Source organism: Streptacidiphilus neutrinimicus (assembly GCF_000787815.1).
Classification (GTDB): Bacteria; Actinomycetota; Actinomycetes; order Streptomycetales; family Streptomycetaceae; genus Streptacidiphilus; species Streptacidiphilus neutrinimicus.
Genome location: NZ_BBPO01000057.1, coordinates 30,972 through 44,304, shown reverse-complemented (window position 1 = coordinate 44,304; position 13,333 = coordinate 30,972). Strand labels below are relative to the sequence as shown.

The following is a 13,333-nucleotide window of genomic DNA, read 5'->3' as shown; positions in this document are numbered from 1 at the left end:
AACCGACGGTCGCCGTCAGCTAGAAGCGCGGAGAGGTCCGTGTCCCGCAGGCCCCGTACGGAACGAAGGTGAGTCGATGTCCCTGCTCGAATCGATCCGCGGTCCTCGTGACCTGCGCTTGCTGCCGCCCTCGGAGCTCCCGAAGCTCGCGGAGGAGATCAGGGAGTTCCTGATCGACGCCGTCACCCGCACCGGCGGGCACCTGGGACCGAACCTCGGCGTGGTCGAGCTGACGATCGCCCTGCACCGCGTCTTCGACTCCCCGAAGGACCGGGTCCTCTTCGACACCGGGCACCAGTCGTACGTCCACAAGCTGCTGACCGGGCGCCAGGACTTCGACCGGTTCAAGACCCGCGGCGGCCTCTCCGGCTACCCGTCGCGCGGCGAGTCCGAGCACGACGTCATCGAGAACTCGCACGCCTCGACCGTCCTCGGCTACGCGGACGGGCTGGCCAAGGCCAACCAGCGGCTCGGGCACGGGGACCGGCACGTCGTCGCGGTCACCGGCGACGGCGCGCTGACCGGCGGCATGGCCTGGGAGGCGCTGAACAACATCGCCGAGAGCGACCGCCCGGTGATCATCGTCGTCAACGACAACGAGCGCTCCTATGCGCCCACCATCGGCGGGCTCGCCAACCACCTCGCCACCCTGCGCACCACCCAGGGCTACGAGCGCTTCCTGGCCTGGGGCAAGGACGCCCTCCAGCGCACGCCCGTCGTCGGCGGCCCGATCTACGACGCGCTGCACGGAGCGAAGAAGGGCTACAAGGACGCGCAGTCCCCGCAGGGCATGTTCGAGGACCTGGGCCTGAAGTACATCGGCCCGATCGACGGCCACGACATCGCCGCCGTCGAGTCCGCGCTGCGCCGGGCCCGCGGCTTCGGCGGGCCGATCATCGTGCACTGCCTGACCGAGAAGGGCCGTGGCTACCGTCCCGCCGAGCTGGACGAGGCGGACCACTTCCACCAGGTCGGCGCGATCGACCCGATCACCTGCGAGCCGCTGCGGCCGTCCACGGGTGTCTCGTGGACGTCCGTCTTCGGCAAGGAGATGGTCGCGATCGGCCGGGAGCGCCCGGACGTCGTCGCGATCACCGCGGCCATGCTCCAGCCCGTCGGTCTGGCGCCCTTCGCCCGGGAGTTCCCGCACCGCATCTACGACGTCGGTATCGCCGAGCAGCACGCCGCGGTGTCGGCGGCGGGCCTGGCGACGGGCGGCCTGCACCCCGTCGTCGCCGTCTACGCGACCTTCCTCAACCGGGCCTTCGACCAGGTGCTGATGGACTGCGCGTTGCACCGGTGCGGCGTGACCTTCGCGCTCGACCGGGCCGGCGTCACCGGCACCGACGGCGCCTCGCACAACGGCATGTGGGACATGTCGATCCTCCAGGTCGTCCCCGGCCTGCGCATCGCCGCCCCGCGCGACGCCGACCAGTTGCGCGCGCAACTGCGCGAGGCGCTGGACGTCGACGACGCGCCGACCGTCGTCCGCTACCCGAAGGCCGAGGTCGGCCCGCCGATCGAGGCGGAGGAGCGGATCGGCGGCATCGACGTGCTGCTGCGCACCCAGCCCTCCGGACGGATGCCCGAGGTCCTGCTCGTGGCCGTGGGCACCATGGCCTCCGCCTGCCTGGACGCCGCGGCGCTGCTGACGGCCGACGGCCTCGGCACGACCGTCGTCGACCCGCGCTGGGTCAAGCCCGTCGACCCGGCCCTGGTGGAGCTCGCCGCCCGGCACCGGCTCGTGGTCACCGTCGAGGACAACGGGCGCACCGGCGGCGTCGGCAGCGCCGTGGCCCAGGCGGTCCGTGATGCCGACATCGACGTCCCGACGCGTGAACTCGGCATTCCGCAGCGGTTCCTGGACCATGCGGCCCGTGGTGAGATCCTGGACGAGATCGGCCTCACCGGGCCGGGGGTCGCCGCCCAGACCGCCGTCTTCGCCAAGGCGTTGGGCCTGGTCGGCGGGAACGCCTGCACCGCGACCGGCAGTCTGACGCCCGACACCGTAGGAGGGGAACAGCACCATGGCAGCTGAGAGCAGCAGTGCTTCCGAGCAGGGAGCGCCGTTCGACGTCGAGGCGCTGCTGAAGGAGCGCGGGGGCGAGCGCTACCGCCTGCACGCCGACCACCTGAACCACCAACTGCCGCGGATGCTGCGCACCATCGGCTTCGACAAGGTCTACGAGCGGGCCCAGGGCGCCTACTTCTACGACGCCGAGGGCAACGACTACCTCGACATGCTGGCCGGCTTCGGCATCTTCGCCCTGGGCCGGCACCACCCGGTGGTCCGCGACGCGCTGCACCAGGTGATGGACCTGGAGCTGGCCGACCTGACCCGCTTCGACTGCCAGCCGCTGCCCGGCCTGCTGGCCGAGAAGCTGCTCGCCCACGCCCCGCACCTGGACCGCGTGTTCTTCGGCAACAGCGGCACCGAGGCCGTCGAGACGGCCCTGAAGTTCGCCCGCTACGCCACCGGCAAGCCGCGGGTGCTCTACTGCCACCACGCGTTCCACGGGCTGACCACCGGATCCCTCTCGGTCAACGGCGAGGACGGCTTCCGCAGGGGCTTCGCCCCGCTGCTGCCGGACACCTCCGTCCCGCTGGGCGATCTGGAGCGGCTGGAGCGGGAGCTGCGCAAGGGCGACGTCGCGGCGCTGATCGTCGAGCCGATCCAGGGCAAGGGAGTCCACGCCGCCCCTGACGGCTACCTGCGCTCCGCTCAGGAGCTGCTGCACAGGCACAAGGCGCTGCTGATCGCCGACGAGGTGCAGACCGGCGTCGGCCGGACCGGCGACTTCTTCGCCTACCAGCACGAGGCGGGCGTCGAGCCGGACCTGGTGTGCGTCGCCAAGGCTCTCTCAGGCGGCTACATCCCGGTGGGCGCGACCATGGGCAAGGAGTGGATCTTCGAGAAGGTCTACTCGTCGATGGACCGGGTGCTGGTCCACTCCGCGAGCTTCGGCTCCAACGCCCAGGCCATGACGGCCGGGCTGGCGACCCTGCACGTCTTCGAGAACGAGCAGGTCGTCGAGAACGCGCGGCGGGTCGGCGACCTGTTCCGCGAGCGGCTGGCCGCGCTGATCCCGAAGTACGAGATGCTGGCGGACGTGCGCGGCCGCGGCCTGATGATCGGTATCGAGTTCGGCAAACCGCAGTCGCTCAAGCTGCGCACCGGCTGGTCAGCGCTGCAGGCGGCGCGCAAGGGCCTGTTCGCGCAGATGGTGGTGGTCCCGCTGATGCAGCGGCACCGGATCCTCACCCAGGTCTCCGGCGACCACCTCGAGGTCATCAAGCTGATCCCGCCGCTGATCATCGGCGAGGCCGAGGTGGACCGCTTCGTCTCGGCCTTCGAGGAGATCATGGACGAGGCCCACAGCGGCACCGGCCTGATGCGGGACTTCGGCAAGACGCTGATCAAGCAGGCGGTGGCGGCGCGGTAGGTCCGCAGCCAGGCGGTCGTCGGCCCCGGGGCGCGAGGCCTCTGTCTCGCGCCCCGGAGCCGTCACACCTCGAGGTTTTCCTCGATCCTGCGAACCATGTGGCGGGCCATGGCCAGGTTCGAGCGCTGCCGGTCGAGCGCCAGGTAGAGGAAGATCCCCTGGCTGCCCTTGCTCGTCAACGGCCGGATCAGGTGGTACTGGGCCGTCAGCGTGATCAGGATGTCCTCGATCGCCTCGTTGTGGAGATTCAGCATCTCCATCGTGCGCATCTTCGCCCGGACCACGTCGGTGTTGCCCGCCGCAGCGACGTTGAGGTCGAGCTCGGTTCCGGTGCCCAGAGTCCCCAGGGCCAGGCCGCTGTTGTAGTCGACGAGTGCGACGCCGATCGCGCCTTCGATGCTCATCGCGTCCTTGAGTGCAGCTTCCATGTTCGCCATGCGCAGGACTTTAGGAGCGGCATTCGAAGAGGCGGGCCGAATGTCAGGAGACGATCGGAACTGACCGATTGGCACGTGACGCGATGTCCCGATGATCGCGAGCCATCGGCACCGACGTCCGCTTCTGGTCGTGCCGGACAGGTACCGAAGTCCTGCCGCCGGGCCGGTTCCCGCCGCGTCCGGCGAAACGTTCACGCAGCCTGGGAGCGATGTTCTCCGCCCAGTAGCGGCACAGCCGCTCGTCGGCGCTGGTGATGATCGGCTCGAACAGCGGCAGCGCCAGCAGCACCAGCGCGCCGGCGCACCAGCCGGCGACGACGTCGGTCACCCAGTGTGTGCCGAGGTACACCGTGGTGGCCCCGACCGACAGGCCCGTCCAGGACGCCAGCACGGCGCCGGTACGGCGCCAGCGAGTGGCCAGGTAGGCCACGACCCCCCAGGTCACCACCGCGTTGGCGGTGTGTCCGGACGGGAATATGTCGCCGCCCAGGAAGATCTCGTTGGAGCCGTAGATGTGGGCGTAGTGCGGACCCAGCCGACCGGTGCCGATCTTGACCGCTCCGACGGACATGTTGAGCAGGACCAGCGAGACGCCCAGCACCAGCAGCGGGCGCCACGACTTCGTCCGCCAGGACCGCCAGCCCAGCCAGGCCGACACGGCGATCGCGGCCGGGCCCCGCTGTCCGGCGATTACGTAGTAGTTGAGGAAGTCCCAGACCTGCGGCCACTGCTCGTACGGCTTCCACTTCATGACCTCCCAGTCGAGCGCGACCAGGCGGGAGGTGGAGAAGACGGCGACGATGATCGTGGCGTATGCGACCAGGGTGACAGCGAAGAGAATCTTGTGAGTACGGCTGAGGGGCCGCCAGCGCTCACGGCTGGGCGGCTGCTCCTTCACCGGCTTGTCGAGCTCCCGCTCGAGCAGGGTCCCCTCGGTTCTCTGGTTACGCACCCCTTCGACGTTACAGTGTTGCGGGTTCAACTCCGGTCCCGAGGTCGTCTTCGTGACAACCATGTGACCTGGTGGATTGTCGGATCTGAATAAAGGGCGACGTCTTTTCCTGGTCGCACGCGCAGGGATGTGATCTGCATCATCCTTGATCGACCGGGGGTTTGGACTCCGCTTTCCTGGGCAATGCCCGAACCGCTGATTTCCTCCCGGCGCGACCGGTATGAATTCCCGCCCGTGCCGGAAGGCATTCCGTCCTATTTCGGCCGACGTCGATTTCAGGCCAGTCCGGCGTTGAGGGTCAGCCCGCCGTCCAGCACGATCGTCTGCCCGGTGATCCACGCGGCCTGTTCCGAGAGCAGGAACGCGATGGTCCCGCCCACGTCCTGCGGCTCCCCGAGCCGGCCCAGCGGGTAGTTCTTCACCACCTGCTCCTCGTGTCCCGCGAAGAGCGCCTCCGCGAACTTGGTGCGCACCACCGCCGGCGCGACCGCGTTCACCCGCACACTCGGCGCGAGTTCGTGCGCGAGCTGCTGGGTCAGCTGGACGAGCGCGGCCTTGCTCGCCCCGTACATCCCGATCCCGGGCGCGGGCCCGAGCGCGGAGACGGAGGAGACGTTGACGATCGCCCCGCCGTGCTCGGCCTGCCACGCCCGGTGCACCAGCTGGACCCAGCCCAGGGTGGAGACGACGTTGATGTCGAGGATCTTGCGGGCCGCGTCGAGGTCGAGATCGACCATCTGACCGAAGACGGGGTTGGTCCCCACGTTGTTGACGAGGTGGTCGATCCGGCCGAAGGCCTCCATGGCCCGCTCGACCGTCTCGGCCCGATGCGCGCCGTCGTGCGACTTGCCGGCGACGCCGAGGGCGACCGCCGGCCCCCCGAGCGCGGCGACGGCCTCGTCGAGCGAGCCGGTGTCCCGGCCGGTGATCACCACGCGGTCCCCGCGTGCGACCAACGCCTGCGCGGCGGCGAACCCGATCCCCCGGCTGGCGCCGGTGACGATTGCGACCTTGGACATGAGGGCTCCTTCTGGAGACAGCCCAGGGGCGCGAGGCTCTGCCGGCATGCGGCGGAGCCGCACATTGCCACGGGCCTCGTGCCCCTGGGGGAGTGCAGCTACAGGTGGGTGAGCGAGGCGATGCGGGCGCGGTGGCGGTCCGCCGTGCCCAGGGCGAGCGACGCGCTCTTCGCGCGCTTCAGATAGAGGTGTGCGGGGTGCTCCCAGGTGAAGCCGATGCCGCCGTGGAGCTGCACCGCCTCCTCCGTCGCGGTGACCGCCGCGCCGGAGGCGAACGCCTGGGCCAGCGCGGCGTAGAGCGGCCGCTCCTCGTCGCGGGTGACCGCGTCCGCGCCCGCACGGGCGACCGCGCGGAGTTGGGTGACCAGGACCCACAGGTCCGCCAGGCGGTGCTTCACCGCCTGGAAGCCGCCGATGGGGCGGCCGAACTGGTGCCGCTCCTTCGCGTAGGCGACGGTCGTGGTGAGCGCCCACTCCGCCACCCCCAGCTGTTCGCTGGCCAGCAGCGCCGCGCCGGTCTCCAGGGCGGCGTCGAGCGCCGCCGTCGCGTCCGGGCCGGAGGCCAGGAGGATGCCCTCGACCTCCTCCAGGGTCACGACGGCGAGTTCGCGCGTCATGTCCAGTGACACCATCGGCTCGACGAGCGCGCCGGTCACCGCGTACAGCTCCGCCGTGCCGTCCGCGGCGACCGCCGGGACCAGCAGCACGTCGGCCGCGAGCGCGTCCGCGACATGACGGACCGTGCCGGACAGCAGGCCGCCCGACACCCGGACGTCGGCGGGGAACGCCGCGCCGGGCGCGGCGGCGAAGGGGACGGCCAGGCCGCCGATCGCCTCGCCGGAGGCGAGCTGCGGGAGGATCTTGCGCTCCCCGAGCGCCAGCAGTGCGGCCGTCGCCAGCACGCAGCTGCCGAAGAAGGGGACGGGTGCGACCGCGCGGCCCAGCTCCTCCAGGACGACGGCGGTCTCGCGCCAGCTCGCGCCCGCGCCGCCCAGTTCCTCGGGCACGGGCAGCCCGGTGACGCCGAGCTCGCCGGCGAGGGCGCGCCACAGCGCGAGGTCCGTGGTCTGCTCCGACTCGGTGCGGGCCAGCGTCGCGTTCGCGGGAGCCCGTTCGGCCAGCAGCGCACGGACGTTGGCGCGCAGCTCCTCCTCGACCTCGCTGTAGCCGAGGTCCGCGCCGGCCTGGTCGGTGGTCATGGGGTTCATCGGGGCAGGTCCTTCCATGCGACGTCCTTGTCGACGCGGATCTCCGACGGGAGACCGAGCACCCGCTCGGCGATGATGCCGCGCAGGATCTCCGAGGTGCCGCCCTCGATCGAGTTGCCCTTGGCCCGCAGATAGCGGTAGCCGGGGCTGCCTTCGAGCATCGACGGGTTGGTCGGCCGCCGGAACGTCCAGTCGTGGTACTCCAGGCCGTCCGCGCCCAGCAGTTCCAGCTCCAGGCCGGAGATCTGCTGGTTCAGCCGGGCGAAGGCGAGCTTCGCGGCGCTGCCCTCCGGGCCCGGCTGCCCGGCGGCGAGCTGCTGCCGCAGCCGCTCGGAGGTGAGGCGCGCGGCCTCGGCGTCGACCCAGAGACGCAGCAGCGCGTCCTGAAGGGCGGGCGTGTGCAGCTCGGGGTGCTCGCGCCAGGTCCTGGCCACGACGCCGATCATTCCGCCTTCGCGGGGCTCGGCGTGCCCGCCGATCGCGACGCGCTCGTTCATGAGCGTCGTCTGCGCGACGCGCCAGCCGTCGCCCACGGCGCCGAGCCGGTGCGCGTCGGGGATGCGCACGCCGGTCAGGAAGACCTCGTTGAACTCGGCCTCGCCGGTGGCCTGGCGCAGCGGCCGGACCTCCACGCCGGGGGCGCGCATGTCGCAGACGAAGTAGGTCATGCCGCGGTGCTTGGGCACGTCGGGGTCGGTGCGGGTGACCAGGATCGCCCAGTCGGCCTCGTGGGCGAGGGAGGTCCACACCTTCTGGCCGTCGACGATCCAGTCACCGGTCTCCGGCTCCCGCACCGCGCGCGTGCCGAGCGCGGCGAGGTCCGAGCCGGCGCCGGGCTCGGAGAAGAGCTGGCACCAGGTCTCCTCCCCGGTCCACAGCGGCCGCAGGAAGCGCCGGCGCACCTCGTCACTGCCGTGCGCGAGGAGGGTGGGCGCGGCCATCCCGAGCCCGATGCCGTGTCGGCCGATGTCGAGCGTGGGGGCCCCGGCAGCGGCGAAGGCATCGTTCACCTCCTGCTGGACGCTCCGCGGGGCGGACCGCCCGCCCAGCCCTTCGGGGAAGTGCACCCACGCCAGCCCGGCGTCGAAGCGGGCCCCGAGGAACTCCGCGACCGGAGTGGTCGCAGGGTCGTGCGCATCCAGCAACTCGCGGATCGCGCGGCTCAGTTCAGCCTCCACGGACCATTTCCTTTCAACTGAGGGGAGTTCCACTGTCCAGGGGCGCGAGGAACTGCGCGACAGGCCGCCGATGAGCGGGTGGTCCGGGGCGCGCGGGGCCATCCGCACGCCGGTGGTTGCTCGCACCGTTCCCCGCGCCCCTACCGGCGCCGCGCGCTAGTCCAGCGGGCCGCCGGCGACGTAGATGACCTGGCCGGAGACGAAGCCCGCGCCCTCGCTGACGAGGAAGGAGACGGTGTGCGCGATGTCGTCCGGCACGCCGACCCGGTTGACCGGGATCATGGACGCGGCCGCCGCCTTGAACTCCTCGAAGCCCATGCCGACGCGCTCCGCCGTCGCCGCGGTCATGTCGGTGGCGATGAAGCCGGGGGCCACCGCGTTCGCGGTGATGCCGAACTTGCCCAGCTCCTTGGCCAGCGTCTTGGTGAAGCCCTGCAGACCCGCCTTGGCAGCGCTGTAGTTGGCCTGGCCGCGGTTGCCCAGCGCGCTGGAGGAGGAGAGGTTGACGATGCGGCCGTAGCCGGCGTCGACCATGTGCTTCTGGCAGGCCTTGGACATCAGGAACGCGCCCTTGAGGTGCACGTTCATGACGGTGTCCCAGTCCGACTCGGACATCTTGAACAGCAGGTTGTCGCGCAGCACACCGGCGTTGTTGACCAGGATCGTCGGTGCGCCCAGCTCGGCGGCGACGCGCTCCACGGCCGCGGCGACCTGCTCGCCGTTGCTGACGTCGGCGCCGACCGCGAGGGCCTTGCCGCCCGCGGCGGTGATCTTCTCGACGGTGTCCTTGCCGGCCGCCTCCTCCAGGTCGATCACCGCGACGGCGTAGCCGTCCGCGGCCAGGCGGATGGCGGTGGCGGCGCCGATGCCGCGCGCCGCTCCGGTGACGATGGCGACGCGGTTCTGCTCGGTCATGAGAGTGCTTCTCCTGAGGGTGAGTGACGGCTGGTCATGAACAATGCTGGTCAGGCAAGGTACGGCTTGAGCTCGCGGCGCGCCAGCGACCGCTTGTGGACCTCGTCGGGGCCGTCGGCGAAGCGCAGCGTGCGCGCGGCGGTCCAGAGCTGGGCGAGGGGGTAGTCCTGGGAGACGCCGCCCGCGCCGTGGGCCTGGATGGCCTTGTCGATGATCCACTCGACCGCGGCCGGGGTGGCGATCTTGATGGACTGGATCTCGGTGTGGGCGCCCTTGTTGCCGACGGTGTCCATCAGCCAGGCGGTCTTGAGCACAAGCAGGCGCAACTGCTCGATCCGGACCCGCGACTCGGCGATCCACTCCTGGATCACGCCCTGCTCGGCCAGCGGCTTGCCGAAGGCCGTGCGCGAGACGACCCGGCGGCACATCAACTCCACCGCTCGTTCGGCCATCCCGATCAGCCGCATGCAGTGGTGGATCCGGCCCGGTCCCAACCGGGCCTGGGCGATCGCGAAGCCGAGGCCCTCACCGGCGATGAGGTTCGACGCCGGCACGCGCGCGTCGGTGAAGACGATCTCGGCGTGGCCGCCGTGCGCCCCGTCGGTGTAGCCGAAGACCTCCATGCCGCGGCGCACGTCCACACCGGGGGTGTCGCGCGGGACGAGGATCATGCTCTGCTGCCGGTGCTTCTCGGCGTCCGGGTCGGTGCGGCCCATCACGACGAGGATCTCGCACTCGGGGCTCATCGCGCCCGAGGACCACCACTTGCGCCCGTTGACGACATAGGAGTCGCCGTCGCGCTCGATCCGGGTCGCGATGTTGGCGGCGTCGGAGGAGGCGACCTCGGGCTCGGTCATGCAGAAGGCGGACCGGATCTCGCCCTCCAGCAGCGGGGTCAGCCAGCGCTTCTGCTGCTCCGGGGTGCCGAACTCGGCCAGCACCTCCATGTTGCCGGTGTCCGGGGCGGCGCAGTTGAGCGCCTCCGGCGCCAGGTACGGGCTGCGGCCGGTGATCTCCGCGAGCGGTGCGTACTGGAGGTTGGTCAGGCCCGCGCCGTGCTCGGCGTTCGGAAGGCCGTGCTGGTCCACAAAGAACAAGTTCCACAGCCCGCGCCGCCGGGCCTCCGCCTTGAGTTCGGCCATGACCGCCGGGCGGGCCCAGATGTCGTCGGACGCGCGCAGCTGTGCCGCGGCCACCGGCTCGGCGGGGTAGACGCACTCGTCCATGAAGGCGAGCAGCCGCTGCTGGAGCTCCACGGTGCGCTCGTCGTAGCGGAAGTCCATCAGTCGCCCGCCTTCCGGTTCAGGGTGTCCAGGGCGAGGCCGACCAGCGGCGGGACCATCGCGCCGAGGTGGGAGAAGCCGTCGCCCACCGTCTTTCCCTGGATGTAGCGGTAGTGGATGCCCTCGGCGATGACCGCCAGCTTGTACTGGCCGAAGGCGGTGTACCAGGGGAGAGGGGTGAGGTCGAGGCCGGTGGTGGCGGCGTAGCGCTCCTCCAGCTCGCGCATCGCGGGGAAGCCGAGCTCGGGGCTGACGGCTCCGGCGACGGGGTTGCCGGGCATGCGGCCGGCGATGTCCCAGTACACCTTCATCAGGCCGACGTCGGCGAGCGGGTCCCCGAGGGTGGCCATCTCCCAGTCGAGCACGGCCGCGATGGTGTCGTCGTCCGCGGCGATGGTGTTGTCGAGGCGGTAGTCGCCGTGGACGACGGTGGCCCGCTGCGGGGTGGGGACGCCGTCGCTGAGGCGTCCCTGGAGCTCCTCCATGCCGGGGATCTCGCGGCTGCGGGAGGCCTCGAACTGGCGGTGCCAGCGGGAGACCTGCCGCTCCAGGTAGCCCTCCGGCCGGCCGAAGTCCGCCAGCCCGGCGGCGGCCGGGTCCACGGCGTGCAGCCCTGCGAGCACGTCGATCAGATTGCCGGAGAGCCTCCGGGCCCGCTCCGGGGTGAGCCCGGCGGCGTCCTCGGCGGTGCGGTAGACGGTGCCCTCGACCTCGTCCATCAGATAGAAAGGGGCGCCGATGACGTCGGTGTCCTCGCAGAGCACGTGCACCCGGGGCACCGGGACCGGCGTGTCGGCGAGGGCGGCGATGACGCGGTGCTCGCGGACCATGTCGTGCGCGGTGGCGAGCACGTGGCCGAGCGGCGGCCGACGCAGCACCCAGCGGTGGTTGCCGTCGCTGAGCCGGTAGGTCAGATTGGACTTGCCGCCGGAGATCAGGGCGGCGGTCAGCGGCCCGGTGCCGAGTTGGGCGCGCAGCCGGTCGAGGTCCAGCCCCGGGGGCGTCGGAGTGCTCATGGCGGTCACGATACCGACTGGTAGGTATGTCGACTAGAGTGGCTCGCGCGTGGTTCGCACCACGTTGACATCCGAGAGAGAGGACGCCCATGGCAGCGCGCGTCGACATGGCGGTCCCCGTCCAGGAGCGGCTGGTCGCCGCCGCGAGCCGGCTCTTCGCCGAGCGCGGCTTCGCCCCCACCTCGGTGCAGGACATCGTCGAGCTGGCCGGCGTGACCAAGGGTGCGATGTACCACTACTACGCCTCCAAGGACGACCTGCTTCAGCAGATCTACACCCGGCTGCTGGTGGTGCAGTCGCAGCGGCTGGCGGAGATCGCCGACGCCCCCGGCCCGGTGGACGAGCGGCTGCGCGCGGCGGCTGCCGACGTGGTGGTGAGCACCCTGGAGCACCTCGACGACGCGATGGTCTCCTTCCGGTCGATGCACATGCTCCCGCCGGACCGGCAGGCCCAGGTCCGGGCCGACCGGCGCCGCTACCACGAGCGCTTCCGGGCCGTGATCGAGGAGGGGCAGCGGGAGGGCGTCTTCCGCACGGACCTTCCGGCGGACCTGGTGACTCATCAGTTCTTCGGCGGAGTACACCATCTGGGCAGCTGGTACCGGAAGGACGGGGAGCTGACCCCCCAGGCCATTGGTGCTTCCTTTGCCGAGCTTTTGCTGAGAAGCCTGCAACCGATCTGAGTCGGACACCAACGATCGCTTCGGATCACGATTGGATCGCGGCCCTCTGGGCCATGTCGCTCGGGTCTGTCTGGTTTGTATAGTGTCGGCCAGCAGCCGACGGCTGTCCGGCCGAAAACTCCGTACACAGGACCCCCACATGGGGCTTCCCCACGGTCGCGCCGCTCACGATCCGAACGCGCCCACCCACAGGGCTGAAAAAGCGTCGGGAACACTTCAGGACGGTCCTATGGTGCTGGGGGATATCGACATGACGGGCACGCCGATCCGCTTGTCCCAGTCGCCTGGTCAACTGATCCGCATAGCCCAGCAGGTCCACACGCGTCTGTGGGCCGAGCATGTCGGCGCGGAGCTGACCGCGCCGCAGTACGCCGCGCTCATCGCCCTGGCCCTGGAGCCGGGGGCCGACCAGCGGACGGTCGGCGAGCGCGCCTCACTCGACAAGGCGACCATGGCCGAGATGGTCGGTCGCCTGGTCCGGCGCGGTCTGGTGCTGCGTCGCCGCGACCCCGCGGACGGCCGCCGCAAGCTGCTGACCCTGTCGCCGCACGGCGAGCAGGTCATGCAGGAGGCGTCGACCGGCGTTGCGGTGGTCCAGCGGGAACTGCTGGTGCCGCTGTCGGAGCCGGAGCGCTCCGAGCTGATGATGGCGCTGGCGCGCATGGCGCGGATGGAGAACCTCGCGCTGGAGACCATGGTCGACGCACGCCCGCTGCTGGACGCCCCGCGGGTGATCGGCTACCTGATCCGCGTTGCCCAGCAGGTGCACACGCGGCTGTGGACCGAACTGGTCTCCACCGAGCTCACCGCGCCGCAGCACGCCGTGCTGGACGCGCTCTCCGTCGAGCCGGACATCGACCAGCGCACGGTCGGCGAGCGCACCTCGCTGGACAAGGCCACCATGGCCGAGCTCATCAGCCGCCTCGTCCGCCGTGGCCTGGTGCTGCGCCGGCGCGACCCGTCCGACGGCCGCCGCAACCTGCTGGCGCTCGCCCCTGCGGGCGCGCGTCTGCTGGAGGAGGTCGGGGCCGGTGTCACGGAGGTCCAGTCGCGTCTGCTGACGCCGCTGGACGAGATCGAGCGCGAGCGGGCCCTCACCCTGCTCGCGCTGATCGCCCGGCTGACGGTGCGCTGACCTCTCTCCTGCTTCTCACTCGCTCCACCCGGCGGGCGCCGCGCAAGCGGCGCCCGCCCCTTTT

At 71.0% G+C, this 13,333-nt stretch carries 12 protein-coding genes; 4 read left to right on the top strand and 8 right to left on the bottom strand.

Features of this window, described 5'->3' with window-relative positions:
- The first annotated feature begins 76 nt into the window (after positions 1–76).
- Positions 77–2,038, top strand: a complete 1,962-nt coding sequence (gene dxs / locus TR48_RS28740) for a 1-deoxy-D-xylulose-5-phosphate synthase (protein ID WP_084729845.1) — start codon at positions 77–79, stop codon at positions 2,036–2,038.
- Positions 2,028–3,443 carry an aspartate aminotransferase family protein gene (locus tag TR48_RS28735; RefSeq protein WP_042372717.1) on the top strand — a complete coding sequence of 472 codons (1,416 nt, stop codon included), beginning with the start codon at positions 2,028–2,030 and terminating at the stop codon, positions 3,441–3,443. The genes dxs and TR48_RS28735 overlap by 11 nt, the downstream gene beginning before the upstream one ends.
- 62 nt (positions 3,444–3,505) lie before the next feature.
- On the opposite strand, the gene TR48_RS28730 is transcribed toward TR48_RS28735, so the two are convergent.
- From TR48_RS28730 to TR48_RS28695, 8 genes are all read right to left on the bottom strand, one after another.
- Complete coding sequence (locus TR48_RS28730) at positions 3,506–3,880, bottom strand: hypothetical protein (RefSeq protein ID WP_042372715.1); 375 nt, start codon at positions 3,878–3,880, stop codon at positions 3,506–3,508.
- A gap of 43 nt (positions 3,881–3,923) precedes the next feature.
- Complete coding sequence (locus TR48_RS28725; protein WP_052443137.1) at positions 3,924–4,832, bottom strand: phosphatase PAP2 family protein; 909 nt, start codon at positions 4,830–4,832, stop codon at positions 3,924–3,926.
- A 275-nt stretch (positions 4,833–5,107) separates the two neighbouring features.
- Positions 5,108–5,851 (bottom strand): SDR family oxidoreductase, encoded by a 744-nt coding sequence (locus TR48_RS28720; protein ID WP_042372712.1) that lies wholly within the window; start codon positions 5,849–5,851, stop codon positions 5,108–5,110.
- Between the two features lie 98 nt (positions 5,852–5,949).
- Positions 5,950–7,059, bottom strand: coding sequence for an acyl-CoA dehydrogenase family protein (locus tag TR48_RS28715; RefSeq protein ID WP_439654501.1), 1,110 nt, complete (start codon positions 7,057–7,059; stop codon positions 5,950–5,952).
- The gene (locus TR48_RS28710) at positions 7,056–8,237 is read right to left on the bottom strand and encodes an acyl-CoA dehydrogenase family protein (RefSeq protein ID WP_042372710.1); all 1,182 of its coding nucleotides are present in this window, start codon (positions 8,235–8,237) and stop codon (positions 7,056–7,058) included. The genes TR48_RS28715 and TR48_RS28710 overlap by 4 nt, the downstream gene beginning before the upstream one ends.
- Before the next feature lie 156 nt (positions 8,238–8,393).
- Positions 8,394–9,152: a 3-oxoacyl-ACP reductase FabG gene (gene fabG / locus TR48_RS28705; RefSeq protein WP_042372709.1), complete on the bottom strand. Its 759-nt coding sequence runs from the start codon at positions 9,150–9,152 to the stop codon at positions 8,394–8,396.
- Positions 9,153–9,202: 50 nt separating this feature from the next.
- Positions 9,203–10,435, bottom strand: a complete 1,233-nt coding sequence (locus tag TR48_RS28700) for an acyl-CoA dehydrogenase family protein (RefSeq protein WP_042372706.1) — start codon at positions 10,433–10,435, stop codon at positions 9,203–9,205.
- Positions 10,435–11,451 carry a phosphotransferase family protein gene (locus tag TR48_RS28695; protein WP_042372704.1) on the bottom strand — a complete coding sequence of 339 codons (1,017 nt, stop codon included), beginning with the start codon at positions 11,449–11,451 and terminating at the stop codon, positions 10,435–10,437. The genes TR48_RS28700 and TR48_RS28695 overlap by 1 nt, the downstream gene beginning before the upstream one ends.
- Before the next feature lie 89 nt (positions 11,452–11,540).
- Between TR48_RS28695 and TR48_RS28690 the strand changes: the two genes are divergently transcribed.
- The gene (locus TR48_RS28690) at positions 11,541–12,134 is read left to right on the top strand and encodes a TetR/AcrR family transcriptional regulator (protein WP_042372696.1); all 594 of its coding nucleotides are present in this window, start codon (positions 11,541–11,543) and stop codon (positions 12,132–12,134) included.
- A gap of 229 nt (positions 12,135–12,363) precedes the next feature.
- A complete protein-coding gene (locus TR48_RS46675) occupies positions 12,364–13,269 on the top strand; it encodes a MarR family winged helix-turn-helix transcriptional regulator (protein ID WP_052443136.1) in 906 nt (301 codons plus the stop codon).
- The last annotated feature ends 64 nt before the right edge of the window (positions 13,270–13,333 follow it).

Coding starts and splice junctions, on each gene's coding strand:
- dxs (WP_084729845.1), top strand. CDS start 77: ATGTCCCTGCTCGAATCGATCCGCGGTCCTCGTGACCTGCGCTTGCTG.
- TR48_RS28735 (WP_042372717.1), top strand. CDS start 2,028: ATGGCAGCTGAGAGCAGCAGTGCTTCCGAGCAGGGAGCGCCGTTCGAC.
- TR48_RS28730 (WP_042372715.1), bottom strand. CDS start 3,880: ATGGCGAACATGGAAGCTGCACTCAAGGACGCGATGAGCATCGAAGGC.
- TR48_RS28720 (WP_042372712.1), bottom strand. CDS start 5,851: ATGTCCAAGGTCGCAATCGTCACCGGCGCCAGCCGGGGGATCGGGTTC.
- TR48_RS28715 (WP_439654501.1), bottom strand. CDS start 7,059: ATGAACCCCATGACCACCGACCAGGCCGGCGCGGACCTCGGCTACAGC.
- fabG (WP_042372709.1), bottom strand. CDS start 9,152: ATGACCGAGCAGAACCGCGTCGCCATCGTCACCGGAGCGGCGCGCGGC.
- TR48_RS28700 (WP_042372706.1), bottom strand. CDS start 10,435: ATGGACTTCCGCTACGACGAGCGCACCGTGGAGCTCCAGCAGCGGCTG.
- TR48_RS28695 (WP_042372704.1), bottom strand. CDS start 11,451: ATGAGCACTCCGACGCCCCCGGGGCTGGACCTCGACCGGCTGCGCGCC.
- TR48_RS28690 (WP_042372696.1), top strand. CDS start 11,541: ATGGCAGCGCGCGTCGACATGGCGGTCCCCGTCCAGGAGCGGCTGGTC.
- TR48_RS46675 (WP_052443136.1), top strand. CDS start 12,364: ATGGTGCTGGGGGATATCGACATGACGGGCACGCCGATCCGCTTGTCC.